25 protein-coding genes are annotated in these 25438 nt (G+C 49.0%); 21 read left to right on the plus strand and 4 right to left on the minus strand.

Annotation, left to right across the window (positions count from 1 at the left end):
- Positions 1-84: 84 nt before the first annotated feature.
- Both JW883_12055 and larE read right to left on the minus strand, forming a co-directional pair.
- Positions 85-1812, minus strand: coding sequence for a YcaO-like family protein (locus JW883_12055; GenBank protein ID MBN1842998.1), 1728 nt, complete (start codon positions 1810-1812; stop codon positions 85-87).
- Positions 1802-2644, minus strand: coding sequence for an ATP-dependent sacrificial sulfur transferase LarE (larE, locus tag JW883_12060; GenBank protein MBN1842999.1), 843 nt, complete (start codon positions 2642-2644; stop codon positions 1802-1804). The genes JW883_12055 and larE overlap by 11 nt, the downstream gene beginning before the upstream one ends.
- A 186-nt stretch (positions 2645-2830) precedes the next feature.
- On the opposite strand from larE, the gene JW883_12065 reads away from it, so the two are divergent.
- Both JW883_12065 and JW883_12070 read left to right on the plus strand, forming a co-directional pair.
- Positions 2831-3370, plus strand: coding sequence for a type I restriction enzyme HsdR N-terminal domain-containing protein (locus tag JW883_12065; protein ID MBN1843000.1), 540 nt, complete (start codon positions 2831-2833; stop codon positions 3368-3370).
- Positions 3352-4461, plus strand: coding sequence for an AAA family ATPase (locus tag JW883_12070; protein MBN1843001.1), 1110 nt, complete (start codon positions 3352-3354; stop codon positions 4459-4461). The genes JW883_12065 and JW883_12070 overlap by 19 nt, the downstream gene beginning before the upstream one ends.
- A 144-nt stretch (positions 4462-4605) precedes the next feature.
- Here JW883_12070 and hisD read toward each other — a convergent pair whose 3' ends face one another.
- On the minus strand, positions 4606-5904 hold the full coding sequence (gene hisD, locus JW883_12075) for a histidinol dehydrogenase (GenBank protein ID MBN1843002.1): 1299 nt from the start codon (positions 5902-5904) through the stop codon (positions 4606-4608).
- 149 nt (positions 5905-6053) lie between these two features.
- Here hisD and JW883_12080 point away from each other — a divergent pair, with 149 nt between their 5' ends.
- The 13 genes from JW883_12080 to JW883_12140 all read left to right on the plus strand — a co-directional run bounded on the left by JW883_12080 (position 6054) and on the right by JW883_12140 (position 18945).
- On the plus strand, positions 6054-7799 hold the full coding sequence (locus JW883_12080; GenBank protein ID MBN1843003.1) for a radical SAM protein: 1746 nt from the start codon (positions 6054-6056) through the stop codon (positions 7797-7799).
- A gap of 168 nt (positions 7800-7967) precedes the next feature.
- Complete coding sequence (gene rpmH / locus JW883_12085; protein MBN1843004.1) at positions 7968-8102, plus strand: 50S ribosomal protein L34; 135 nt, start codon at positions 7968-7970, stop codon at positions 8100-8102.
- Positions 8099-8497, plus strand: a complete 399-nt coding sequence (gene rnpA, locus JW883_12090; GenBank protein ID MBN1843005.1) for a ribonuclease P protein component — start codon at positions 8099-8101, stop codon at positions 8495-8497. The genes rpmH and rnpA overlap by 4 nt, the downstream gene beginning before the upstream one ends.
- Complete coding sequence (gene yidD / locus JW883_12095) at positions 8469-8678, plus strand: membrane protein insertion efficiency factor YidD (GenBank protein ID MBN1843006.1); 210 nt, start codon at positions 8469-8471, stop codon at positions 8676-8678. Before rnpA ends, yidD begins: the two co-directional genes overlap by 29 nt.
- Positions 8679-8754: 76 nt before the next feature.
- The gene (yidC, locus tag JW883_12100; protein MBN1843007.1) at positions 8755-10413 is read left to right on the plus strand and encodes a membrane protein insertase YidC; all 1659 of its coding nucleotides are present in this window, start codon (positions 8755-8757) and stop codon (positions 10411-10413) included.
- 14 nt (positions 10414-10427) lie between these two features.
- Positions 10428-11183: a Jag N-terminal domain-containing protein gene (locus JW883_12105; GenBank protein MBN1843008.1), complete on the plus strand. Its 756-nt coding sequence runs from the start codon at positions 10428-10430 to the stop codon at positions 11181-11183.
- 435 nt (positions 11184-11618) lie between these two features.
- The gene (mnmE, locus tag JW883_12110; GenBank protein MBN1843009.1) at positions 11619-12998 is read left to right on the plus strand and encodes a tRNA uridine-5-carboxymethylaminomethyl(34) synthesis GTPase MnmE; all 1380 of its coding nucleotides are present in this window, start codon (positions 11619-11621) and stop codon (positions 12996-12998) included.
- Positions 12999-13277: 279 nt separating this feature from the next.
- A complete protein-coding gene (locus JW883_12115) occupies positions 13278-13715 on the plus strand; it encodes a hypothetical protein (protein MBN1843010.1) in 438 nt (145 codons plus the stop codon).
- A 232-nt stretch (positions 13716-13947) separates the two neighbouring features.
- Positions 13948-14535: a TetR/AcrR family transcriptional regulator gene (locus JW883_12120; protein MBN1843011.1), complete on the plus strand. Its 588-nt coding sequence runs from the start codon at positions 13948-13950 to the stop codon at positions 14533-14535.
- Positions 14536-14668: 133 nt separating this feature from the next.
- Positions 14669-15811: a hypothetical protein gene (locus JW883_12125; protein ID MBN1843012.1), complete on the plus strand. Its 1143-nt coding sequence runs from the start codon at positions 14669-14671 to the stop codon at positions 15809-15811.
- A gap of 467 nt (positions 15812-16278) precedes the next feature.
- Positions 16279-16848, plus strand: coding sequence for a hypothetical protein (locus tag JW883_12130; GenBank protein MBN1843013.1), 570 nt, complete (start codon positions 16279-16281; stop codon positions 16846-16848).
- 87 nt (positions 16849-16935) lie between these two features.
- On the plus strand, positions 16936-17247 hold the full coding sequence (locus JW883_12135) for a polyhydroxyalkanoate synthesis regulator (protein MBN1843014.1): 312 nt from the start codon (positions 16936-16938) through the stop codon (positions 17245-17247).
- The gene (locus JW883_12140) at positions 17248-18945 is read left to right on the plus strand and encodes an AarF/ABC1/UbiB kinase family protein (GenBank protein ID MBN1843015.1); all 1698 of its coding nucleotides are present in this window, start codon (positions 17248-17250) and stop codon (positions 18943-18945) included. It abuts the gene before it with no gap.
- 181 nt (positions 18946-19126) lie between these two features.
- Here the strand turns inward: JW883_12140 and JW883_12145 are convergent, their stop codons facing one another.
- The gene (locus tag JW883_12145) at positions 19127-19453 is read right to left on the minus strand and encodes a hypothetical protein (protein MBN1843016.1); all 327 of its coding nucleotides are present in this window, start codon (positions 19451-19453) and stop codon (positions 19127-19129) included.
- Positions 19454-19759: 306 nt separating this feature from the next.
- Between JW883_12145 and JW883_12150 the strand changes: the two genes are divergently transcribed.
- The 6 genes from JW883_12150 (at position 19760) to JW883_12175 (ending at position 25381) form a co-directional block, all read left to right on the plus strand.
- Positions 19760-20005: a hypothetical protein gene (locus JW883_12150; GenBank protein MBN1843017.1), complete on the plus strand. Its 246-nt coding sequence runs from the start codon at positions 19760-19762 to the stop codon at positions 20003-20005.
- 162 nt (positions 20006-20167) lie between these two features.
- A complete protein-coding gene (locus tag JW883_12155) occupies positions 20168-22129 on the plus strand; it encodes a CoB--CoM heterodisulfide reductase iron-sulfur subunit A family protein (protein ID MBN1843018.1) in 1962 nt (653 codons plus the stop codon).
- Positions 22130-22145: 16 nt separating this feature from the next.
- Entirely contained in the window at positions 22146-22550 is a 405-nt protein-coding gene (locus JW883_12160; protein MBN1843019.1) for a hydrogenase iron-sulfur subunit, read from the plus strand.
- 92 nt (positions 22551-22642) lie between these two features.
- A complete protein-coding gene (locus JW883_12165; GenBank protein MBN1843020.1) occupies positions 22643-23620 on the plus strand; it encodes an oxidoreductase in 978 nt (325 codons plus the stop codon).
- Entirely contained in the window at positions 23617-25059 is a 1443-nt protein-coding gene (locus tag JW883_12170) for a Ni/Fe hydrogenase subunit alpha (protein ID MBN1843021.1), read from the plus strand. The genes JW883_12165 and JW883_12170 overlap by 4 nt, the downstream gene beginning before the upstream one ends.
- Before the next feature lie 97 nt (positions 25060-25156).
- The gene (locus tag JW883_12175) at positions 25157-25381 is read left to right on the plus strand and encodes a sulfurtransferase TusA family protein (protein MBN1843022.1); all 225 of its coding nucleotides are present in this window, start codon (positions 25157-25159) and stop codon (positions 25379-25381) included.
- Positions 25382-25438: the final 57 nt, after the last annotated feature.

Consider the following 25438-nt stretch of genomic DNA (forward strand, 5'->3'; position numbering starts at 1 on the left):
AGAAAAGCAGTCTCAGATGTCGAAACCGGTTTTACTCAATCGTTTCTCACGGTGATCCTTGATAGCCCCTTCAATTGGCTCCTTTTAAGACAGGAGCTTGGATAGATTGTCCCTGGCAAATTCTATTGTTGGGTCAAGCTCCAAGGCTAGTTCATAATAGTGAATAGCCCGGTCTTTTTTGTCCATGTCCCGATAATTGGAAGCGATATTGGCATAATCAATGGCAGAGGTGGGGTCTATGCGCAGCGCTTCCCGAAAGCACTCTATGGCCTTTTCGTGTTCTTTCAGTTTGAAGTGACAAAAGCCCATGAGATTGTGGATATCCGTCCTCTCGCTATCGTAATCCTTTGCTTTTTCCAGTACTGTAATGGCCTGTCGGTATTGATTCATATCTCTTAAGGAAATCCCCATATAGGAATAGATACTTGCAATGTCTTCCTTTTTCGGATTGAGTTCCAGGGCCTCCTCAAAATGCTTTAGGGCCTCGCAGGGCTTACTCATCGAAAGATGGCATGATCCCAAATAGAACTTGATGTAGTATTTTCCGGGAATCAGGGCTTCCGCCCTTTGCAGTTCGGTGATTGCTCTTTCGGGGTCGCCGCATTCTGCAATAAGCTTGGTTGAAAACATACCCACACTCGTTCCTGCGGCCCGCTCACGAAAATGAGCCCCTGGCACGATGGTATAAAAGGCTGGGATTTCAAGCTCAGGATGGGTCACATCGAGGACAATGACCTCCATGCCGATTCGGGACAAGGCAGCAATACAGTTTTCCACCTCCACCCTTATGTTGTCATGGGAAAGGTCCGGCAGTTTTGTGATATCTATCTCCCTGTCAGGGTGGACGACGAAGTCGGCTTCCGCAAGGGTTCTTAACTTGGGGAGACCACTGGCTACATAGTTGGAGCACGTATTGAAGTCACCGGCAAGCTGGGCCACTTCTGTTAAGGCACGATTTAATGCTTTCTGGGGGTTGGGTGTTGTGCCTGCCGTCCAGACGATTTCGCTTCTTTCGGGAAAGGTCGAAGGGTCGTAGGCAAGCACCCCCACACTGGGAATGCCGGTATCGAGGGAAAAATCAGAGATGAACAACCTGACCCCGATTTTTTCATACTTTGCAATCATCTCAAAAACCACAGGATCGGTTATTGAGTTCATGCTAATGGCGGGTGTCGTGATCGTGTTGCGGCTCAGGATGGAGGAGACATGCCTTTCGACAATCTCGCATATGCCCTGGCTGAGCGCTTCTTCCACACAGTTGCCGGCTGATGGCCCATTGTATTCGTTAATGGCAAAAAACCAGTCAAAAGGGATAAGTACTTCTTCTTGTCTCGTCAGGTTGTAGCCCCATGTCCATTTCAAAGGGAGCCTTGAAAAAACCTCTTGCGCCTTGTCAAGGTCATCAGAACTGTCATGGACAGAAAGGGCAATGACCTCAAATGGGACGGCATGGTTTTTCAGATTTCGGTATTCTTCAACAAAGAAGTTTTTCGGGTTTCTGGAAAAACTGAAAAAACTGAATCTCTCAGCCAGTTCCATGACCGCACTTGCCTCTGACTGCTCCGGGGTGCCCCCTTTTCCCATCTGTTTCTTTGTGCCTATGATCTCAAAGGCATCTTTTCCGCATATGCTGAAATAGACAGGGATGCCCAGTCGCCCGTTATCGATTCTCATCGTGCTTTCGAGAATATCCAGATTTATCCCTTTGAGTTTTTCCTTAAACCTTCGCACCGTCTCCTCAGGTGTAAGGACTTTATCCAAATCCAAGGTAAAACGCTTGAAAGCGTCTTTCAGGATCACCTTACCTGCCATCTGTATTCTCCCCCTTGCCCATGGTCTCAAGCACCCTGTTCATGCTGCCGGATTCATAACCTTCCAGGTCAACAGCAATATGGGAAAAACCGATTTCTCTGAATTTGTGTACAATCGCTTTCCTCAAGTCATCCTCCATTACCATTTTCAGTCCGCGTCTTTCCACCTCTATCCTTGCCACTGTCCCGTGATGCCTTACCCTGCACTGTTTGATACCCTTGTCAAAGAGAAACGCTTCAGCCTGGTCAATCATCTTCAGCTTGTCAACAGTAATCGGGCTGCCATACGGTATTCTGGAAGCCAGGCAGGCCATGGTCGGCTTATCCCATGTTCGAAGCCCTATCTCTTTTGAGAGGAGCCGTATATCCTGCTTGTTCAAACCGGCATCCACCAGGGGGGCTATAACTCCTATTTCATTGGCAGCCCGAAACCCGGGGCGATAATCCTTTAGATCGTCCACGTTAGCTCCGTGGGCCACATGTTTTATTTTTCTTTCCCTGGCCATTTTGTGAAGCTTCTGAAAAAGAGACCTTTTGCAATGGTAGCATCTGTCCGGTCCGTTGGATAAGAAGTGAGGAAGGCCTATTTCTTCAGACGGGAAAACGATGTGATCAATCCCTCTTGCCTGAGCGAATTCCACGGCCACATCCTTTTCCCGCGCCGGAAATATCTCGGAAATCGCCGTTGCCGCCACCGCCCCGGCCCCAAGGGTTTGATGGGCTACAGCCAAGAGGAAAGAGCTATCCACCCCCCCGGAAAAGGCAACCAGCAAAGAGCCGGCATCCCGGAGCAGATGAATCAGGCACTCCTGTTTGGCTCTTGCATGGTTCATATCCGTTCTATACAAATCCATGATAAGGATTATAACCCAACCCAAGCCAACATTCTATTGCAAAAAGCTTAAGCCTGTCCTAACCTGAAGTGTATATTGTGACTCGCAATTCATTGGAACAAAGAATCCCGGTAGGTTCTATAGTCTCGTGGAGCCCTTAACCATCATCGGTGAGGTAAGGATACCATGGCAAGACCTCTTACATTGGGCAAAATTGTTGATTTCATTACTGGGCAGACAATCGTCGATACCCTTGACGAACGAGAAAGACAGAAAATCGCCAGGTTTCTGGTGGAGGACAAAGGCTATTTGAAAGATGACATCGAAGTGCGGAGGCAAATAGAGCTGACTTTGGACCGCGACAGGGCTACTTGCATGGTCGATTTTGTCATCAGGGTAGCCGGAAAGGCCTTTGCCATAATTGTTTTTGGGCCTGGTTCCCTGGTGAGTCGTGAACGCCCGGCACTGGCTGTGGCAAGGCTTATCGAAAGTTATGCCGTTCCTTTTGCGATAGTCACTAACGGAAAGGAGGCAGAAGTGCTGGAAACAGAATCCGGCAAGGTCCTTGCCGAAGGGCTTGAAGCCATCCCGTCAAGGCAGGAAGCCCTGGCAAAGATGAGTGCCTTTGCCTTTGAGAAGGTCCCAGAAGAGCGTTTGGAAAAGGAAAAGAGAATCCTCTTTGCATTTGATGTGCTGGCAAGACGGGAATGCGCCTGCGGTCTGTGACGGAGGAACACATGGAAATCGTATCTGATATCCCCAGTGCAGAAGACTGCACGACACTGATTTTCGAATGCAGCGGCCATCAGGTTGAGGCAAAAACGGCAGGAGAGCTTTGGCCGAAGATTTTGCAACATAAATGGGTCCTGTCCGAAAAGCTGGGCCGGGATGTTGGAACCAAGGTCGCCTGTGTAGATTTTATCGAGAACCTTGAGCCCATGCATCGGGAGCTTCACGACGCAGAAAGGATTCAGCTTCTCAAGGGATTCGGAGCCCAGATGATCGATCAATCGGTCTGGGAGACCATTTCTGAATCCCAGCCTCCCAAACAGATCGTGAATAGGAGAATAATACTTCCGCTAACGGCGTTGGAACTCGCGCGGAAGCACGCAGTCATTCCACCTCGGACCATCATTTTTTTCGGCCCCCCTGGTACGGGCAAGACCCACTTTGTCCGGGCCATCGCAGGCATACTTCAGTGGTGGTACATTGAAGTCAGCCCCAGCAACCTGATGGCAGAGGGGGAAGATCGCCTCGGAGCCAACCTGAAAAGGTTGATGGAGAAGGCCGCCAGTCTCGACGAGGTGGTCCTGTTTATCGACGAGTTTGAGGAAATCGCAGGGAGCCGGGATCACGCCTCCCGAGTCGACAAATCTATCACGAACGAGTTCCTTAAACAGGTTCCCCTGTTGAAGAGACGGCAAAGAAAAAACCTTTTGGTCTGCGCGACTAATTACATCCAGCAGCTCGATGCAGCCCTGTTACGACCAGGTCGTTTCGACTGCATCATTCCAGTGGGGGGGTTGGATGACCAGGGTCGTCGAACTATCTTTGAGCACTACCTGTCCAACACCAATCGGGGCGATGTGGATGTTGATAGAATTGTTTCAATGATCGCCCTTTTCACCCCGGCGGATATCGAGTATCTTTTTCAGAAAGTCAGACAATTTGCGTTTGAGAGAGAATATGTCAATGGAAAGGATTACCGTGTCACAACGGAGACGTTCCTGGAGATCATTGCTCAAGTTCCGCCAACACTCACTGATGCAATCATCGAAGAATTCGAAGAGGACTGTGTACGCTACACTCGATATTGATTCCTATTTCCATTTGAGATGGTAGCTTCTTCTTGCGACTTCTCTTTGCCAGAGCTGCTCTGCGAGACTTCCGGTTCAAATCCGTCTTTGGGTTTTAATGACAACAGAGGCTGAACTGTTACAATATTTATCTTTATCATTTTTTTAGTTTTTCCTTATCCTTATGGCCTCGGCATGGGCTGAAAGGCCCTCAATCTCCGCCAGTCGGATGATGTCGGGAGCATCTTTTCTCAGCGCCTTTTCAGCGTAGTAGATAACACTTGTCTTCTTGGTGAAATGACCCACAGAAAGGGCTGAGGCAAATCGTGCAGTTCCTGCTGTAGGGAGCACGTGGTTTGGTCCGGCTATGTAGTCTCCAACAGGCTCGGGTGTGCTAGACCCGAGAAAGACTGCGCCCGCATTTTGAACTAGGCCGAGGTACTGGAAGGGTTCTTCCACGTGGAGCTCAAGGTGCTCAGGGGCAATCTGATTGGCAAGGTCAAAGGCTGAGGCAAGATCGGGCGCTACCATCAGAGCGCCGTAGGCCTTTAGCGACGCTTCGGCAATGGTCCTTCGCGGAAGGTTCTTGAGTTGCTCTGTCACGGCATCAGACACGGCCAGGGCCAGTTTCCGGGAAGGCGTGAGGAGTATGGCAGAAGCAAGGGGGTCATGCTCGGCCTGGGATAATAGATCGGCTGCGATATAGGCTGCCTTTGCCTTTTCATCTGCTATCACGAGGACTTCGCTGGGGCCTGCAATCATGTCAATTCCCACCGTGCCGGAGACCAGGCTCTTGGCAAGGGTGACATAGATATTGCCTGGTCCGGCAATCACATCCACTTTCTTAATAGTCTCGGTGCCGTAAGCAAGCCCTGCAATTCCCCAGGCGCTTCCGGCCTTGTAGATGGTCTCCACTCCCACCTTATGTGCCGCTACAAGGAGATAGGGGTTGACTGTGCCGTTCTTGGTCGGAGGGGTAGTGATACAGATATTTTTCACCCCTGCAATCTTTGCAGGGATGCATCCCATGAGAACAGAGGAGACCAGCGGTGTCTCCCCCCCTCGCCCTCCAGGCACATACACACCTGCCGCACTTACCGGCCGAACAAGCTGGCCCAACACTGATCCGTTCTCATTTGCCGTAAACCAGGACTGTTCCACCTGGTGCCTGTGAAAGGCCTCGATCTGTCTTACAGCCTTGTTGAGGCTTTTGATGAACCCCTTGTCCACAAAACCACGGGCCGCCGCGATTTCGTCTTTTGACGCCTTCAGGGAACCTGCAGTGAGCCTGGGGGCATCAAAGCGGTTGATATAATTGATCAAGGCCTCGTCTTTGTTTTTGCGAACATTGGCGAGGATTCGCTTAACAAGTTGTACGTCCTTGGCCTTAAAACCAAGGTGCCGATTAACGATTGCATCCAGTCGCTTGTCGGCTGAAGCCGAGGGAAATTTGAGTATTTTCATAATGATTCCTTTTCTTTTGACAGCCGTTAGCAGCTTTGATACCTTTGAAACCAATTGTAAGGCTAGGTTATTTTAGGTAGTTAGCACCATGATGTCTTCAGGTCAATCCCCTAAATGGAGCCAGAGAATTAGCGGAAAGTTTGCCTAATATGAACATCTTTCTCATATATCCCTATCCTCTCTACGATCGAAGTGAAGCACACGAGGAAGATATTAGTGTGGTGCCGATAGGAATATATTACGTTGCCGCAGTCTTGAAGAAACATCGCCACGAGGTTGAAGTGCTTAATTGGCACAATATTCATAAAAACCCACAGAGAATAGTGGAGACTTTACTTGAAAAGAAGCCGGAAGTCATCGGCTTTTCAATTTTGAATGCAAATCGATGGGGCGGGATAGAGATTGCCCGAATAGCAAAGAAGATCAACCCAAAGGTGAAGATAGTTTTTGGCGGGATTGCCGCCACTTTTCTGTGGAAGCATTTCTTAGCCCATTTCCCGGAAATCGATTTTGTTGTGATCGGTGAAGGGGAATATGCTTTTCTGAATTTGGTCAAGTTGATTGAGAAAAGGAATTATAATAACCTTAAGGAGATAAAAGGGATAGCCTTCAGGGAAGGGGCCAGAATCAGAAAGACCAAAGCTGCTCCTTTCATACGGAATCTGGACGAGTTGCCGATTCCTGCAGAGTATTTTGATTATCAACATGTTGTCTCTTCGCGGGGGTGCCCCGGAAAATGCACTTTTTGCGGGAGCCCGAAGTTCTGGGGACACAAAGTGCGATTTCGCTCACCTGAAAATTTCGTACGTGAATTAAAACTGCTGCACAGCAAAGGAATCAGTTTTTTCTATTTTTCCGACGACACTTTTACCATCAACAAAAAGAGGGTTATTGAAATTTGCCAGAGGATCCTCGAAAAAGGCCTTAAGATCACCTGGTTTGCTATCTCGCGGGCTGACTATATCAACGAAGAGATTTTGTACTGGATGAGGAAGGCCGGTTGTATCCAGATCAGTTACGGTGTTGAGAGTGGTTCGGAAAAAATACGGGGCCTATTGGGCAAACCTCTAAGGACTGATCATATCAAACAGGCTTTTGCCCTAACGCATGGATACGGCATCCTGGCGCGAGCTTATTTCATATACGGATCTCCTGAGGAGACGTGGGAAACAATTCAGGAGACCCTCGACCTGATCAAGGAGATAAAGCCTTTTGTTTGCATATCTTATATCCTTGAGATCTATCCCGGGACCCAACTCTATTCGGATTTTCAAAAAAGGTTCAGCGTCACAGACGATACCTGGCTAAGAAAAATTGAAGGTATTTGCTATTTTGAATCAGATCCGGATCTGTCACAGGACCTCATTTTGGCTTTTGGCGAAAGGCTCAGACGAGAGATATATGCAAATCTGCACCTTTTTGCTGATTCTTTGGATCTTGTGGACAAAGAAGAGTTTTTTGAGATGCACGCTGACTTTTGCTCAAGGCTTGGGATGACTTTTAGTCACGGAGATTATTCCAAGATTGAAGCCATTAAAGGAAAGGAAAAGGCGGCTGAAAAGCTATTCAGGAAATCGTTAGACTATTTTCCTGATCACCGCGCCTACCTGGGGTTGGGCATTGTCAAGCAAAGTGAAGGGGAATTCATGGATGCGGTCAACATTCTCCTGGAAGGTGTAAGACATTTCCCGGGCAGCGAAGAACTGAATATTTGCCTGGGAATAAACTATATGAATTTGGGAGAATACGGGAAAGCCTTGGAGATTCTGCTCAAATTCAAAGACTCACCACAAGCGAGTTATCACATTGCAAGATGTCACAAGGCCCTGGGAGATCGCGAGAAGGAAACTGAGTTTTTGGAAAAAGAGACTAAAACGCCACAAGGAGAGGGCTGAGTACAACTGGTGGCTTTTACATCAAAAACCCAAAGATCGGCGGTTCTTTGAATACTGGAATGTTTCGCAGGACTTGACAAAAGCCGGAAGCTGTGTTTTTTTAGAAATTTTATAGATGTTAGAACTCCGGATTGAAAGATTGAAGGATACACCCAAAGGGGACATATTATGAAACGAACATATCAGCCAAGCACAATCAAAAGAGCTAGAACGCACGGATTCCGGAAAAGGATGTCCACAAAACAGGGACGAAGAATCATCAACCGTCGACGCGCCAGGGGAAGGAAACGTCTGGCCGTATGAGAGGGCAGAAGAGCTTGAGCGCTTTTTCCTTCAAGAAAACAGACAGGATCTTGAAAAGGCCTCACTTTGTGATGTTGTCTAAGTTCGGCAGAAAAATTCATAGAAATTGTTTTGTCGTCAATTGTTGCCGAAATAGCCTTGGAAAATCGCGCTTGGGAATCACGGTCAGCAAGAAGGTTGGGTGTGCAGTGACACGGAATCGCATCAAGCGCCTGGTGCGTGAGTATTTTCGTTTGAATTCAGTTCTGATCGGCAGAGCTTACGATATGAGTGTCATAGCAAGAAGAGGCGCTGCTGATCTGTCATCCCAGGAAATCAGCCAGACGCTGGAAACATTATTTTGTGAGATTTCAAAGGATTGTAGTAATGAAGCTGTTATTGTTGTCGCTCATTAAGACCTATCAATATGTCCTTTCGCCAGTCTTCACACCAGCATGTCGCTTCCATCCAACGTGTTCCGCATACGCGTACGAGGCTGTTGAACGCCACGGTGTTATGCGGGGCTCTTGGATGACCGTGAAAAGGATCTTGCGGTGCCACCCCTTTTGTCCCGGCGGGTTTGATCCTGTTCCATAGCTCTTCTGGCTACCTGGGCTATTGCCCGGTTGTCTTTTGGAATCTACTCAGATCAGGGGGAAACTAATCCATGTCAATGGAACTTCGAATGTTGTTGGCTATCGTTTTGTCGTTCTTGCTGTTCTTTGTTTATCAGGTGTTCTTTGCGAAGGAGGTTCCGGTACGCGAGCAGGAACCATCCAGAAAGGAAGAAACGGCAAAGCAACTCATCCCTGCAGAGGATGAGCGGGTACGGGTTTTGGGAGAAAAGCCTCCGGTTGAGGAAGGTGTCATCTCGAAGAAGCAGCGCCCCGGGCGGACGATTACCGTGTCGACAGGGCTCTATGTGGCAGAGCTTGTCGAACGCGGGGGATCATTCAAGGATTTTAGGCTTAGGAAGTACAAAGAAACCCTGGCGCCCGATGCCCCAATGAAGCAACTGATTCAATTGCCTGGTGACCAGGGATTTACACCGGTGGTTTCGTTCCAGGGTAAGGCTTTGGAGGGATTAGGGCATGCGGTTTTCGAGGCAACAAGCAATGCCGATGCCATAAATGCTGCTGAGGCAAGCAAGGACGTAAGCTTTACGTGGACATCTCGTGACGGCGTTACCATTCTCAAAACGTATTCTTTTATTCCAGACAGTTATGAAGTTGGGTTGGAGGTTAAGGTCCGAAATCTTGCGTCAAGACCCATTGAGGACAAGCTGAGCCTTTCTTTGCGAAACAACCTCAAGGAGATAGGGGCTTCCAGGTATACCTTTTCGGGTCCGGCCGCCTTGATCAACGGAGAACTTGAGGAAATCAAGACTAAGAAGATCGCCAGTGAAGGCTCGTACTCTGGCCGCATAGCATGGGTCGCTTGCGAGGACCAGTATTTTGTGTCGGCAATCATGCCCCAGGATGTTTCAGAAGCGAACATGAGGCTATCCCTGGCATCAGATGAAATCCTTGAGACCACCTACGTGGATCCTGCAGGACCTGTGGCGTCGCAGACCGAAAGAACCTACCGGTATAAGCTCTACTTCGGTCCTAAGAGCCTTGAAGCCCTGGACCGTGTAGGATCAGAACTTGGCAAAATTCTCGATTTCGGGTTTTTTGACATAATCGCCAAACCATTGCTCCATGCCATGAATTACATGCATCGCTTAATACCCAGCTACGGGATCGCCATTATTATCATAACCATTATTGTCAAGCTCCTCTTCTGGCCGTTAAGCAACAAGAGCTACAAATCCATGAGCCAGATGAAGAGGTTACAGCCCAAAATGAAAGAGATCCGGGCCAAGTACAAAGATGATAAGAAGATGATGAACCAGGAATTGATGAACCTCTACAAGGTCTATAAGGTAAACCCATTGGGTGGGTGCTTGCCAATGATTTTCCAGATACCGGTATTCTTTGCATTTTACAAAATGTTGTACCAGGCTATTGAGCTAAGGCACGCCCCGTTCTTTCTGTGGATAAACGATTTGTCGGCGCCCGATCGCTTGTTTGATTTTGGTTTCAAAATACCGATGATGGCCCCACCCTACGGGATACCGGTCTTGACTATTATTATGGGGGCTTCCATGTTTTTGCAGCAGAAGATGTCCCCGCCGCCGGGGGACCCAACGCAGGCCAAGATGATGATGTTTATGCCGATCTTTTTTACGTTCATATTCATAAACTTTCCATCAGGGCTTGTCTTGTACTGGCTGGTAAACAACATTCTCTCAATGGCTCAGCAGTATTATGTCACCAAGAAAATGGCTTGATAACGGAGGGCTTTATGGAGTCTGAATATGAGTTTGAGGGCAAGACCAAAGAAGAAGCTGTAAGAAAGGCATGTGAAAAACTGGGGCTCCCGGAGGATCAACTTGAAATAGATGTGATTTCTTATGGTTCTACCGGAATATTCGGGCTGGTTGGTGTAAAAAAGGCGAGAATAAAGGTTGTCGTGCCCCAAGAGGCACATGTCGAAATCGAAGAACCGTCAAGAGCACAGGAGCATGTCGAGGAACGCTCAAGAGCGGAAGAGTATGTCGAGGAACCGTCGCGAGCTGAGGAGCACGTGGACGTGGCTGAGGTGGCGAGGAACACCCTGGAGAAAATCGTTTCATTCATAGTTGAGGATGCCACTGTCACGGTAGAGGCTAATGCTGAGAGAATGAAGCTGACTGTGGAAGGAGGCAATTCGGCAATCCTTATCGGAAAACACGGCAGGACCCTCGACGCTCTGCAGTACATTGTTCAAAAGGTTGTGCATAAGGAGAAGAAAACCAGAATGCGTATCTCCGTCGATGTGGAAGGGTATCGCGACAGGAGAAAGACATCATTGACACAGCTCGCTTTGCGTTTGGGGGAAAAGGTCAAGCGGTCTGGAAAACCCGCCACCATCAACCCAATGAATGCCTACGACAGAAGAATTGTCCATGTTGCCCTAAAAGACGAGACCGAGATTCGGACCCAGAGTATGGGTACAGGATTACTCAGAAAGCTGGTCATCTACCCGCAGAGAAAGCAGAGACAACGCCCATCAGCGTAGTTTATTCGCCTTCGCCGGAATACCCTGCAGCGCACCGTCGCCCAAGCTATGGCGCGTCGGCGACTTGCTGCGGGGATGACACGCGGCGCAAGCGCCTGCGCTGCGCGAAGGCAAGGCGAACTACGGCGAAATTCCGCTTTGATACCTTGCAGCCTGCTGCAGGGAGCTTCATTGGGTTCTGAAAAACCCCGTCCTCCGGGCGGGGTCGCCGGCTTCGCCAGCCTACTCCGCCGAAGTGGCAACGGCTACGAAGGCCGGGAAGCAGCCTTGGCTACGAGCTCAAAGAGTCAATTGGCTCTGCCTTGATGGTATGTCCCGGAGTAATGGAGTATTGGAATTCCAAGAAGCCAAATCCACTCTGGGGATAACCAAAACCAGGGCATCTGTGCCCGGATTTTTGCTACTGGTGAACTCCGTGAAAAATCATGTAATCTCATGGATGTCGATACCATAGCTGCCGTTGCGACACCTCCCGGCACCGGTGGGATCGGTATCGTCAAGATTTCCGGACCAAGGGCCACATCCTTGGTCCTTCCCCTCCTTCGGCCACGCAGAGATCCTTCGCGCCTGAAATCTCACCACCTGTACCACGGGTACGTCATTGATCCAGAGACCGAAAAAGCGGTCGATGAAGTGCTCTACACCGTTATGAAGGCCCCCCGCACATACACCAGGGAGGACGTGGTGGAAATCCAGGCCCATGGGAGCAGGTACGGACTCTATTCAATCCTGGAGTTGGTGTTAAAGCAAGGAATCCGTATGGCAGAACCAGGGGAGTTTACCAAACGCGCCTTCCTGAATGGTCGCATTGATCTGACAGAGGCCGAGGCGGTAGTTGAGTTAATCTCCGCGCAAACCAAGGAGGGTGTTGATTTGGCTTCCCGGCAGTTGAAGGGCCATCTGCACGGGGCCATAGAAGCGATTCAGAAGCCCATCGAGACCATGCTGGTAGAAGTCGAGGCGGCCATTGATTTTCCAGAGGACTTGGAAGAGATCATCCAGCCAGAGGCTTTTGCCCGAAGGACGGATCAGGAGGTGATAGGTCCCCTGGAGGAACTCCTGGCTCATTACGAGGAGGGACATGTCTACCGGGAGGGGATTTCGGCCATCATAATTGGACGTCCCAATGTTGGAAAGTCGAGCTTGATGAATCGACTTCTTAAAAAAGAACGTTCGATTGTCACGACCACTCCGGGAACCACGCGTGATTTTATCGAAGAGACGGTCAACATCAAAGGTATCCCCTTGAGACTCATAGACACGGCAGGTCTTCACCATACGGATGATGCCCTTGAAGCCATGGGGATCCGGTTCACAAGAGAGCGACTGGACGAAGCGGATATTGTGCTTTTTATGGTGGATTGCAGTGTGGCAGTGACCCCAGAAGATCTAAAGATCCATCAACTGGTCAAGGACCGCAAGGCTATTTTGGTGGTCAACAAAACCGACCTAAAACCTCACAGGCCCGTACCGGAGATAATCAAACAGTTTCCTGGACTCCCGCAGGTTGAGGTATCGGCCTTGTACAATGAGGGGCTTGAAGAATTGAAGACTGCTGTTTTTTCGGTCGTGATGAAACAAAGACGGCCTCCTGAGCTTCCCCGTATCGTTCCGAATCTTCGCCACAAGCTGGCTATTGAGAAGGCATTGACCGCCTCAAAGACTGCCGCAGGTGGTTTTAGAAGCGGACAACCTGCCGAGATTGTGGCTATCGACCTAAAAGAGGCGCTTGACGCCCTTGGTGAAGTCATCGGCATGACCACCACAGAGGACATCTTGGATCAGATCTTCAATAGATTTTGCATAGGTAAGTGATCAAAAGGCATCAAATCGCTTTGCGATTTGATGCTAGGAAAAAGATTTCCCTTTTTTCGTCTCACATGTGGTATTTATTGGGCTCAGGTGGTATTTTTTTTCTCAAGATGTAACCTAAGTTACCCAATTGCTCGGGTCCACTAGTCAGGCCTGACCATCCTAACTAGCTGAAGACACAAGATATAATTCAATGAAGTGGTAACTGGCACTAAGGTTGCTAGTTGTGAAGGTGAACATCGCATGTGAGGCTATTCTGAAGGAAGGGAGGAGGAAAGCCATATGACGAGTGAAATAATCAAATTTACGGAAAAAACCATTACCTTATGTGCCGATTCTCCAAAGAGTGTGGGAACGGAAATAGACCTTTTGGTAAAACTGCCTGAAGGTATGATTCTAAGATCTTTTCCTCTTGAAGGGACCATTACCAGTTGTGAGTTGGTAAGCAATAACGGATCAAGTTGTTATGTGCTGGAAATGAAGATTGGCGACGTCTCACCGCTGAACGAAAAGATACTGGAGGCCTATAAGGACTACCTTGAAAGAAAAGAGATACTAGATGAAATAAAAATAGATTTTGTAGCCTTAAAGGAAGTCTTTGAAGGTTTTGCAGAAAAACTCCGACAACTGCGAATGGCCGCAGAAGAGGCGAGGAACAATGTAAAAGGAACATTAGAGCTCCTGAGGAGAACCAGCGGAGGGAAAACCACTATCCACTAGTGCCCCGTCCAGAAAACTCTGCACCCTGAAATGGCAAAACGAAATACCTCACAAGTTCACAACTTGACATCCTTGTGACCTTCCCACTTTAACATACCGAGCCACCCGCTGATTTTGGCGACCTTTCTTGGATACGTTTTTTGCGAATCATCCTTGACAAACTGTTCTTTTGGGACTATTTTAGACTTCAAAACGATATTAGTTTAAATATACAGATTCAAAAGGAGAGGGGATGAAAGAGGAAAAGGTGGAATCAATACTCGATACTGCCAAGAAGATGTTTGGCCGGTATGGTCTTCAGAAAACCACCTTGGACGAAATAGCGCGCATGGCCCGGGTTGCCAAGGCGACCATATACAACTACTTCGGGAGTAAAGATCAGGTCTATCTAGAGGTGCTTCGCCGGGAAATTGATGATGTGATCAAGAAAGAGTCAGCCTCTGTTGACAAGGTGGTATCCCCTGCGGACAAACTCCGGACCCTTGCACGAGCAAAGTTCCGTCACATGAAGGAGGCGATCAACATCCTCAATCTCGACAGGGAAGGGATCGATAGGCTGTTGCCGAAAACCGCGGCAATACGCGATAGCCTTTTTGAAAGGGAAGTTGAAATTATTCACTCTATTCTCAATCGTGGTGTAAAAGAAGGAGTTTTTAGAGTCAGAGACGTTTTGTTGGCAGCCCAGGCCATTGGTTACGCCATGAAGGGGTTTGAGTTAAACTGGCTGGTACTGGAGAGCGACAAACAGATAGAAGATTATTTGGACGGGCTAAACGAGATCATCTTCAAGGGGATACTGGTTGAAAGACCAGTAGAATGACTGTGTTTGACGATTTCGTTAGCCCGTTGCTCTTTTTTCGGTTCTCGATTTCAGGATTATTGTTCCGTCTGGGTGTTGTCCGGACGGACTTAATCGGCCAACCGGCTCAACCATTAGAAAGGAGGTACAAACCATGTCAGAACATCAGGTGAAAAATCGCATACTTGAGGAGTTGAAGAAGGCAAAAGAAACCGGGCAGATCACCACAGAAAAGGTGCGCGAGATTGTGAAAGAAGCGGTGTCGGCTGCTGTGGCCAAAACGAAGGGTGAGGAGCTTCGTCCTGTAGTTAAGGATGCTGTAGCTGCTGCTGTGGATGGTTTGAAGGATGCCGGAGCGGATGCAAAAGAGACCGTGGAAGGGGTTGTAGAAGGCGCCATTGCCGGTACTCGCAGCCACGGGGATCAGGCGATTGAGGCCACCAGGGAGGAACTCCGGAAACTCGAGAAACGAATCGAGGATGAGAAGCACAGTTTGGCACAACGTGTCAGGGAAGGCCTGGAAGGGGCAAAAGAGGCAGGTGCCACCCTCTCCGACGAGGTTAAGGAACGGGTGGAATCCGCTGTAACCGATGTCAAACTGAAAAGCACGGAACTACTAGGTTTGACCGAACAGACTGTCAAAGAAGCAGTCAAGCAGGCTATTGAGTCCGCCAAAGATGTAAAAGAAACCGTGGTACACATTACCAGCGATGCCACTGAAAAGGCCCTAAAAGAAGGCCACGTGACCGCCGACAGGGTGAAGAAAATCGCCGACAAGGTCATGTCCGGTGCAGTGGAGGCCGCCGAGGAAGCCGGCAAGGCGGTTAAGGACGTTTCCGTTGGCGCTTTTGAGGGGGTTCAGAAAGGGATCGCATCAGGAGTAGAATCTGCAGGGGATAAGGTAAAGGCATTTGTCCGCGAGGATATTGCTAGGACAAAGAAAGACTTTGAGGCAATCGAGGACCTTTTCATAGAGGCTACCCGCAAAGTGGCAAGTCGTTCCGGAGAAGTGGCAAGGGGTGCGTTAAATGACCTTGCCGATCGGGCCAAGAAAACAACCTCTGTCTTGAGAGAAAAGACTCGCCATGCTGCGGGAGCCGTTGCTGAAAGAGTGAAGCAAGCCGGGAAAGATACGGCCAGAGCGACTGCGGAAGCTGCCGGCCAGGCGGCCAATGTCATGGCCGAAGAGGCCAAAGAACTCGGGAAAAGGTCCGTGGATATGGCCAAAGGGGCCATCTTGGGGCTGTGGAAAGGGGCAAAGGATGCCTTAGAGAAGCGGAGGAGCAAGGAGGAGTAAATGGTAAGGGCTACACCTCCATTGGGACAAACTATATGACAAAAAATACGAAGACCACTAGAAAGCCAAGGATAGGTTTGGCGTTGGGAAGTGGAGCAAATCAACAAGTTGTTAGAAAAATGATGTAGCCTCTGTTTAGGGAGGAAAACCGGCCAACATTGGATGCCCTGGCCGCAGGGTCGGAGGAAAAAGAAGTCCTGTTCGGAGAAGAGGTAAGTGCAATTGTTGAGAAGTCTTCAACCTAAAATCAGTTGGCTCGCGACTATTGAAAGCAGGGCAACCATTTTTGATTTCATCAAAAAAGCCATGTTGACAGGGGTGGGGCTGTCCGCTATGAGTAAAAACAAGGGCAAGGAACTGATCAGGAGGTGAGGCACATCGTTGAACGGGAGCTTGGTGGAGGACCTGAGGACATGTTTCAGTGGCAAAATAGAATAGATCAATGCCAATGGAAGGAGATGGACAGAATGAGAAAGATAATAGTCATACTCGTATTACCATTGTTGCTTACCGTGTTTTTTCCAGATGTATCATTTTCAGAAAGTGAGATAACAAGAGGTTTGAACGATCCGGATAGATTACAGATACAACATATCAAAAATGAATTAAGGCACAGCATAAAAACCTTGTCCGGCATAAAGGAGGACCTAAGGCCAATATATACTGCTATGGGGGCCCATGAATCTAAGGAGCGCTTCTTTGTAATGCATTGCCGTGAGAACATTGAAAACATAGAGAGAATATACGCCTATCTTGAGAATGAACTGGAAGGTGTCTTGACGACAAGAGAAAACAGGATATCGTATTATCGTTATCTAAAGGAATATGAAGTTGAACAGATGAAAGGGCTTGCAAATTCATATCTTGACAGTTTGCGGAGAGACTCCACTCAGATATCCGGCAAGGCAGCTTTACGGCTCATTGATCAAGCAACACAAACCATAAGCTCATCATCAGAGTTAATAGATAAGGCTATTGAAATCGTGCAAAAACATGGCGAACGGAAACATGGCGAACACACGCACGTAGAAACATAAAGAAAAGGTTGCAAAAAAAGATGCGTCCTGAAATGTCTGGCCCGTTTTTGTGTCATCCAGGAACAACTCATTGAAGGGGAGAGAACGATGTTTGATTCGCTTAAGAAGACCATGCTGACAGGGGTAGGGTTGGCCGGTTTGGCCAAGGACAAGATCGAAAAATTGGCCAGGGAGCTGGCAAAAAAGGGAAAGCTTTCGGAAGAAGAGGGGAAGAAAATAGTCGATGACCTTTCGAAGAAATCAGAGAAGGCGAAGAAGGATCTGGAGGCGCAGATAGAAAAGGTAGTAAAGAATACCATGAAGAAGATGAATCTTGCCACCAGAGAAGATATCCTCAAGCTCACGGAACGTATAAAGAAACTTGATCAGGCCTTGAAAGAGAAAGGCTCGCAGGACTAGATGCTAAGTATCAGAAAAATAGGGCTGATACGTCGTGGTTATCGCCATTTGAACCGTTACCGGCAGATTCTTGCTGTCTTTTTCAAGTACGGCTTCGGGGATCTTGTTGAAGTGCTCAAGATCGAGCAATATCTGGAAGTCGGTCTTCAGATGATCTCCAGGAAGAGGCGGGAGCAGGTGGAAAGACTCACCAGGTCTGAGAGAGTTCGAATGGCAATGGAAGAACTCGGGCCCACGTTTGTCAAGCTGGGCCAAATTCTATCCACCCGGCCGGACCTGATTCCAGTAGAGTTCGTTCGGGAATTCTCAAAGCTCCAGGACCATGTTCCCGCCTTTGCGTATGAGGAGGTGAAGCAGATCGTTGAAGGGGAGCTTGGTGGAGCAATTGAAGACGTGTTTGAGGCGTTTGAAGAGACGCCGCTGGCGGCAGCCTCCATCGGCCAGGTTCACAGGGCCCGGTTGAAGGATGGCGAAGACGTTGTGGTCAAGGTTCAGCGGCCCGCTATCCGCAAGACCATTGAGGTCGATCTGGAGATCATGCTTCATCTGGCCTCGCTCATGGAGCGACATGTTGAGGAAGGAGAGTTTCACCGTCCCACCGGTATTGTGGACGAATTTGCCCGCGCCATCGAAAAGGAGATCGATTACACGATTGAGGCCTCTCACATAGAGCGCTTTGCCAGGCAGTTTCAAGACGATATGTCCGTCTATGTCCCGAAGGTCTTTCGTGAAGCTAGCACAGGACGAGTGCTTACCATGGAGTATGTTGACGGCATCAAGGCCTCGGAGGTTGATCGCATAGACCAAGAGGGATTGGATCGAAAGATCCTTACGGCCCGTGGCGCTGACTTGATTCTTAAACAGATATTCGATTACGGCTTTTTCCATGCCGACCCGCATCCGGGAAACATCTTTTTCCTCCCTGACAATGTGATCTGTTATCTGGATTACGGAATGATGGGACGCATTGACCGGCAGACCCGGGAGAATTTTGCCGATCTTGTTTACGGTTTTGCCCGCCGTGACGAATCCAAAACCACGCATGCACTTCTCAAACTTGCCCAGTATGATGAGGAACCGGATCTGCCCAGCCTGGAAAGAGATGTGGCTGATTTCATGGGGCAACACCTCTACAAACCCTTAAAGGATTTGGAGATGGGAAAGCTCCTTCAGCAACTTCTGGAACTGATTGCCCACCATCGCCTACACATCCCGCAGAACCTGTTTCTCATGCTGAAAGCATTAACCACTGTGGAAGGAGTTGGCCTGTCACTCGATCCTGATTTTGATATGATGCAAAGGACTACCCCGTTTATCAAGCATGTCAGGACAGCGCGGATGCATCCCAAACGGCTTGCGGGCGACATGCTCGAATCCGGCGCAGACTTCTTGCGCCTTCTGCAGGTGATTCCGGGTGAGCTTCGTGAGATCATGAAGCAGTTGAAGCAGGGCAAGGCCAAGATCGAATTTCAGCACCGGGGGCTTGAACCGATGCTCACAACCCACGATCAGATCAGCAATCGGATTGCATTTTCTATAATCATTGCAGCCCTTCTTATCGGTTCGTCCCTGATCGTTCTTTCCAAAACGCCCCCATTCATGTTCGGCATCCCGGTCTTCGGCATCCTCGGTTTTGTGGGCGCCGCCGTGATGGGCATGTGGCTTCTCATAGCTATATTAAAAAAGGGGAGGCTCTAGCGGGAACCGGACTCTCAAGCCCTTGTCATTATCATCTCATAAACTCTAACATCCCTCATGTTCTCCTATGATAACGTGTGGGGCTTCTTCGGCCTGAGCTGGGGCTTCCGTTGTCAGGGGCGTTTCTCTGGTGGTCTCTTCAGGGAGTGTAGTTTTAGCGGGCTCTTTGATCACTGCTTCGTCAGGGTTTGCGATCAGCAATATAAGGCCCAAGGAGCACCAGGATGGTTGAACCGGCCAGCTTGAATCGTCTTTTGGGCGCCCCCTCTGGTTTGTGAGTCTGGAAGCGTTGTTCAGTTTTTTCTCCCAGCCAGAAGGCCCCTACGACCATGAGACATACAAGAAAGGCGATAATGCCGGAATGGAGCTTCAGCACCTGCGGAAGGCGGAGTGTGCCCATATCTCCTGACATGTAAAACCTCTTAAGCACAGGGAATATTTCAGCAAATATGAAAACGCCAGACATCATCCCGACCATAAAGACAAGGCCATCAAGCTTACCCGACACCGCTCCCACCATGGAGGTGCCGGGGCAATACCCTCCTATGACAAATATCTTTTTTCCTCAAGAATTGCACCCGCTGGAACTAGACGGTGGATTTGTGCATGGCCCCCGGCATTGACCTCCCGGAGCGTTTCATATATGTTTATATATGTCGGTTTCGTAAAAGGTCAATTTTGTTCGCTCACAAAAAAACTTCCAACGAACTTAAACATCAAGTTCGTTGCCGACAGGACGCCGCGAAGCGGCATAAACCAACTTTTTACGAATTCATCATATGTAAACGTCACACAAAGCAATGAGAATAGGTGTATGGCAGCAAAGAACAAGCTCGTTCTTGAAAATTTCACGAGTGTTACCGATCACATTGACATGGCACTTGAGAGAATCAACACGATATGTAGATCATCGGACCTCTCTGAGGAACAGAAGTCTGAGGCGGCAAGGCTCGGGCGTTCGCTCCATCAAACGGGTGATGACATAGATCACTTTTGCATGACTTTGGAATCACCGCCCTATAACCTTAAAGAGAAATTACAAGAATTTTACAGGCATTAGGCCACACCGTTGATGAATGTATTAGGCTTTTACGTGATAACAAGTTCGCTCGCGACATAACAAACTTCAGGGGGAAATCCCCATGGCATTCAAAAGGGCTCTGTGCATTGTACAAAACATACATCTGCATGGGGCCTGTTTTGTCTTACAGGAGTTTTGCAAGTGGCAGAAAGAATAGGCGTTTATGTATGTGAGTGTGGTCCGAACATAAAGGACGCCATGGATCTGGATGAGGTTGTGAAATTCATCCGAGGCCTTGAAAATGTGGTTCTAACTAAAGCTTTTGGACTTTTGTGTGCTCAAAAAGGTCAAGCGCTTATTGGAAAAAACATTAAAGACCACGACCTCACGAGGGTGGTGATTGCGGCCTGTTCGCCAAAAGAGCATGAAAATACCTTTAAGCAATGTCTGGAGAAGGCCGGCCTGAACCCCTTTCTTTTACAGATCGCCAATATTAGAGAGCAATGCGCCTGGGTCGTTAAGGATAAAGCCCTTGCCACTGACAAAGCCAAGGCAATCATTCACGCAGCGGTTAGGCGGGTTGTTTATCATGAACCCTTGAAGGTTAAAGACGTAGAATGCCAACCGGATGCCCTTGTCGTAGGAGCTGGGATAGCAGGCATAAGCGCCGCGCTAACGCTGGCACAAAAAAATAGAAAGGTCTATCTGGTTGAGAAATTGCCGAGTATTGGAGGCAAAGTAGCCCGGTATGAAGATGTGTTTCCCAATCTGGAGTGCGCTTCTTGTATCTTTGATCCCATACTAGATGAGGTTTTACATAACGAGCATATCGAAATCCTTACATGGAGTGAGGTCCAAGAAGTATTAGGCTTTTATGGTAATTTCCTGGTCAAGGTGAACCAGAAGGCAAGATTTGTGGATAGTGAGACCTGTATCGGCTGCGGTGCGTGTGTTGAAATGTGCCCGGTTAAGGTAAAAAATGAATATAATGAGGGACTTGATGAGAGAAGGGCCATCTATATCCCTTATCCTGGTGCGCTGCCGAATGTCGCAGTGATCGATGAAAAGCACTGTTTGCGCTGGCAAGCAGAAGGGTGCAACGCCTGCCAGAAGGCCTGCCCTTTCGGCTCCATCATCTACGAGGAAACCGACCAAGTTCGCCGATTACAAGTGGGCGCGATCGTCTTGGCCACGGGTTTTGATCTGTTCGACCCGGCGAGGGACCCCAAATATGGATACGGCAAGATTGATAATGTCTATACCAGCCTCGAATTTGAAAGACTGGTCAATTCTGCCGGGCCGACAGAGGGGAAAATCCTATTACGAAACGGTCAGGTCCCTGAAAAGATAGCCCTTGTTCATTGTGTTGGTTCCAGGACCGGCGAGTTTCATGAACACTGCTCTGCGGTGTGCTGTATGTATCTGCTCAAGTTTGCTCACCAGGTGAACGGCAAACTGCCTGGTGCGTCAATGACCGGGCTTTACTCTGATCTTTGCCTCCCGGGAAAAGAAGCGCAGGCCTTCTTTAATAAGATCTCCCGAGAGGCCAACATACAGTTGATGCATATGAAGCATCCCGATTCAATAGAGATTACTGAAGAGAATGGAAAGACACTGATTAGATTTACGGACATCCAAGGAAGGTGCCGCGGGGTTGGTTCGGACATGGTCGTTTTGGCTCCTGCCATGGAAGGGGCCAGGGATGCTGGGACCATGGCTGAGCTTTTTGACATATCTCAGGGGAAAGGTGGTTTTTTTTCTGAAGAAAACACCAAGGTAGCCCCTGTGTCAACGGCCATGGAGGGAGTATTTATTGCCGGCTGTGCCCAAGGCCCAAAGGATATTCAAAGCTCGGTAGCACAGGGGCAGGCAGCAGCGGGCAGGATACTGTCACGGCTTGTTCCAGGAGAGAAGTTGGCCCTTGAGCCGATAACTGCGGACGTGGATCAAGATCTGTGCTGTGGGTGCAAACTATGCGTTGGCCTGTGTTCCTACAAGGCCATCGCGTGCGATGACTTGAAAAAAAATGTTGCCATCAATAAAATCTTGTGCAGGGGTTGCGGCGTCTGCGCTGCCGCCTGTCCCAGCGGGGCCATTAAGGCCAGCCATTTTACGGATGTGGAAATATCCCAAGAAATAAGAGGCCTGCTCCGACAGGGTTAGAAAGAGCCATGCCACGATGATAGGTTTTGAACCCAAGATCATCGGTTTTCTGTGTAACTGGTGTTCTTACGAAGGAGCCGATGCTGCGGGAAGGGCGCGCAAGGCGTATCCTGCGGGCCTGAGAGTCGTTAGAGTGATGTGCAGCGGCAGGGTCGATTCTCAATTCATCCTTGAGGCCTTCAAGGAAGGCGCTGACGGAGTGATGATCCTGGGCTGCCATCCGGGTGACTGCCATTACAAAGAGGGAAACCTCCAAATGCTTAAGAGATATGTTATATTAAAAAGGGTGCTAAGTCAATTTGGTATAGAAGAAGACAGATTAAAGCTTGATTGGATCTCAGCCGGCGAGGGAGACAAGTTCGTCAAAATCGTTTGTGAAATGACTGAAAGAATGAGGCAACTCGGCCCATTGCCTCGCTGATGCTAGATATGGCACATCAAGGTTAGCCGCAGGGTATACTGTTGATCCTGTCGGCAACCTGTCTTTTAAGACTGATTGTGGCCTTGTGTAATATGACAGAAAAACCGAAGATTGCGCTATATTGGTGCTCAAGCTGCGGCGGCTGCGAGGAATCGGTCATTGATTTGGCAGAGGATCTCTTAACGGTTGCCGCGGCCGTAGATATTGTGTTTTGGCCTGTAGCCCTCGATTTTAAGTATAAAGATGTTGTCGCCATGAATGATGGCGAGATTACGGCAACGTTGATCAATGGCGCCATCAGGACGGGTGAACAAGAACATATGGCCAAAATAATGAGAAAAAAATCGAAATTGCTGATAGCCCACGGAAGTTGTGCCCATCTTGGCGGGGTCGTGGGTCTGGCCAATTTTTATCAACGTGAAGACTTGCTGAGCCGCTTATACCAAGAGGTTCCCACGACAAACAATCCTCAGGGAATCTTGCCGCAACACGAAACCATAGAATCTGGGAGAAAAATAAAACTCCCGGATATCCATGATACCGTCAAGGCCTTGGACCAGGTCGTAGAAGTGGATTACTATATCCCGGGTTGCCCCCCAACGCCAGAACTCATCAAAGAGGCCATGATGATGGTCCTGGAGAACAGGCTCCCCCCAAGGGGAACCGTATTGGCGGGGAAAAAGGCCCTTTGCGACACATGCCCTCGAATAGATAGCAAGCCCGATAAATTACGGATAAAAAAGTTCAAACGAATCTATGAAACGGAATGGGACCCTGAAAAGTGTTTTCTGGACGAGGGTATTATCTGCCTTGGCCCTGCCACCAGGGGTGGTTGCAATGCAAGGTGCATCAATGCCAACATGCCCTGTCGAGGTTGCTTTGGGCCCACAGACAACGTGAGGGACCAGGGCGCAAAATCTTCCTCATTCCTCGCATCCATCATCGACGTCACAGACAAAGAAGCGTTGAAGAAAACCGCAGATTCCATTCCTGACCCTGGCGGACTATTCTACAGGTATGGCCTCGCCTCATCCATATTGAAGGGGAAACTGACCCCGAAGAGCTCATGAGCAAACGAATTACCATTGACCCCATAACCAGGTTGGGAGGACACGGAAAGATTGATATCTTTCTCGACGACAAAAGCGACGTGGAGCGTGTTTATTTTCAAGTCCCCGAACTGAGGGGCTTCGAGAAGTTTTGTGAAGGCCGGGCAGCAGAGGAAATGCCCACCCTGACACAAAAGATTTGTGGGGTGTGTCCCACGGCCCACCATACGGCGTCAAGCAAGGCACTGGACGATCTGTTCGGCGTTGAGCCGCCGCCTGCGGCAAGAAAGCTCAGAGAGCTCATGTATAATGCCTTCATGTTTGAAAACCATCTTTTGCATTTTTATTTTCTGGGGGGGCCTGATTTCATCGTGGGTCCCATGGCGCCAAGGGCCAAAAGGAATATTTTCGGCGTCATAGACAAAGTGGGCGTCGAAATGGGAAAAAAGGTCATTGATATTCGGAAACGGATACGGGGCGTCAACGCATTAGTTAGCGGAAGCGCCCTTTATCCTGTTTGCGGGCTTCCAGGCGGCGTTTCAAAAGCCATAACCGAAGAGGACAGGGCTGAGATACAGAATGTGACAAAAGACGCAGTGGAATTTGCCAAACTTACATTGAATATCTTCGATGACGTGGTGTTAAATCATAAGGGGTCGGCTAAGTGGCTCACGAGTGACGTTTTCTGCCATAGAACGTACTACATGGGTCTAGTCGATGATCATGACAGGGTCAATTTTTATGACGGGGACATCCGGGTGGTTGATCCCAACGGCAAGGAGTTTGTCAAATTCGAGGCAAAAGACTATTTGAAACATCTGGAGGAACGGGTTGAACCGTGGAGCTATCAGAAGATACTCTATTTGAAAAACATCGGCTGGAAGGGATTCATCGATGGGCAGGATAGCGGAGTTTACAGGGTCGCCCCTCTTGCCCGCCTCAATGCCTCTGAAGGAATGGCCACCCCCCTAGCCCAGGCTGAGTATGAAATGATGTTCCATGCGTTAGGTGGAAAACCTGTACATAACACCTTGGCCTACCATTGGGCCAGGCTTATCGAGGTTTTATACGCAGCAGAAAGAATGGACGAACTTGCCAGAGATGGGGAAATTACCAGTCCCAAGATACGCAATCTTCCTAATCAAACCCCTAAAGAAGGCGTCGGTGTCTGCGAGGCGCCGAGGGGAACGCTTTTTCATCACTATGAAAGCGACGAGAAGGCAATCGTAGAGAAGTTGAACCTCTTGGTCGCCACTCAGAACAACGCCGCAGCCATTTGCATGTCGATTGAAAAGGCTGCTCGGACCGCCATAAAAGGCGGCAGCATTTCCGATGGCAGATTGAATGTGGTAGAGATGGCCTTTCGAGCCTATGATCCTTGCCTTGCTTGTGCCACTCACTGCCTCCCGGGCAAAATGCCGACGATGGTCCATGTCTATGATAGGAAAAAAAACCGATAAAGGGCATTGCGGAACTCCGCAGTCCCGATAAATCGGGATGGGGAATGCACTCGCTTTTGCGGTTCAACTGAAGGGTTTCATGTAAGGAGAGGTGACTATGGCAGTGGAAGTCTTAGATACCCTTGGTCAGAAGTGCCCTCAGCCGATCCTTAAGATCGCCGTGAAGGCCCCGGATATGAAACACGGTGATATTTTGGAGGTATTGGGAGACTGTCCTACCTTTGAGAAAGATGTCCGCACCTGGTGTGAGCGGCTGGGCAAAGTCTTCCTTTCCATAAAGGATGAAGGGGGAAACAAGAAGAGGATCCAGATACAGTTTTAGAAAGCACATCCTCGCAAAGGGCGCACAGCAAGGGTTTTCTCTGCCCCGTTGGGTTGG

It is taken from the genome of Deltaproteobacteria bacterium (assembly GCA_016930875.1).
Taxonomy (GTDB): domain Bacteria; phylum Desulfobacterota; class Desulfobacteria; order Desulfobacterales.

Coding starts and splice junctions, on each gene's coding strand:
- JW883_12065 (MBN1843000.1), top strand. CDS start 2,831: ATGGCAAGACCTCTTACATTGGGCAAAATTGTTGATTTCATTACTGGG.
- rnpA (MBN1843005.1), top strand. CDS start 8,099: ATGAGAGGGCAGAAGAGCTTGAGCGCTTTTTCCTTCAAGAAAACAGAC.
- JW883_12070 (MBN1843001.1), top strand. CDS start 3,352: ATGCGCCTGCGGTCTGTGACGGAGGAACACATGGAAATCGTATCTGAT.
- JW883_12115 (MBN1843010.1), top strand. CDS start 13,278: ATGACGAGTGAAATAATCAAATTTACGGAAAAAACCATTACCTTATGT.
- JW883_12150 (MBN1843017.1), top strand. CDS start 19,760: ATGGCAGCAAAGAACAAGCTCGTTCTTGAAAATTTCACGAGTGTTACC.
- larE (MBN1842999.1), bottom strand. CDS start 2,644: ATGAACCATGCAAGAGCCAAACAGGAGTGCCTGATTCATCTGCTCCGG.
- mnmE (MBN1843009.1), top strand. CDS start 11,619: ATGGATGTCGATACCATAGCTGCCGTTGCGACACCTCCCGGCACCGGT.
- JW883_12105 (MBN1843008.1), top strand. CDS start 10,428: ATGGAGTCTGAATATGAGTTTGAGGGCAAGACCAAAGAAGAAGCTGTA.
- yidC (MBN1843007.1), top strand. CDS start 8,755: ATGGAACTTCGAATGTTGTTGGCTATCGTTTTGTCGTTCTTGCTGTTC.
- JW883_12120 (MBN1843011.1), top strand. CDS start 13,948: ATGAAAGAGGAAAAGGTGGAATCAATACTCGATACTGCCAAGAAGATG.
- JW883_12175 (MBN1843022.1), top strand. CDS start 25,157: ATGGCAGTGGAAGTCTTAGATACCCTTGGTCAGAAGTGCCCTCAGCCG.
- JW883_12160 (MBN1843019.1), top strand. CDS start 22,146: ATGATAGGTTTTGAACCCAAGATCATCGGTTTTCTGTGTAACTGGTGT.
- JW883_12170 (MBN1843021.1), top strand. CDS start 23,617: ATGAGCAAACGAATTACCATTGACCCCATAACCAGGTTGGGAGGACAC.
- JW883_12125 (MBN1843012.1), top strand. CDS start 14,669: ATGTCAGAACATCAGGTGAAAAATCGCATACTTGAGGAGTTGAAGAAG.
- JW883_12135 (MBN1843014.1), top strand. CDS start 16,936: ATGTTTGATTCGCTTAAGAAGACCATGCTGACAGGGGTAGGGTTGGCC.
- JW883_12140 (MBN1843015.1), top strand. CDS start 17,248: ATGCTAAGTATCAGAAAAATAGGGCTGATACGTCGTGGTTATCGCCAT.
- yidD (MBN1843006.1), top strand. CDS start 8,469: ATGAAGCTGTTATTGTTGTCGCTCATTAAGACCTATCAATATGTCCTT.
- JW883_12130 (MBN1843013.1), top strand. CDS start 16,279: ATGAGAAAGATAATAGTCATACTCGTATTACCATTGTTGCTTACCGTG.
- rpmH (MBN1843004.1), top strand. CDS start 7,968: ATGAAACGAACATATCAGCCAAGCACAATCAAAAGAGCTAGAACGCAC.
- hisD (MBN1843002.1), bottom strand. CDS start 5,904: ATGAAAATACTCAAATTTCCCTCGGCTTCAGCCGACAAGCGACTGGAT.
- JW883_12055 (MBN1842998.1), bottom strand. CDS start 1,812: ATGGCAGGTAAGGTGATCCTGAAAGACGCTTTCAAGCGTTTTACCTTG.
- JW883_12080 (MBN1843003.1), top strand. CDS start 6,054: ATGAACATCTTTCTCATATATCCCTATCCTCTCTACGATCGAAGTGAA.
- JW883_12165 (MBN1843020.1), top strand. CDS start 22,643: ATGACAGAAAAACCGAAGATTGCGCTATATTGGTGCTCAAGCTGCGGC.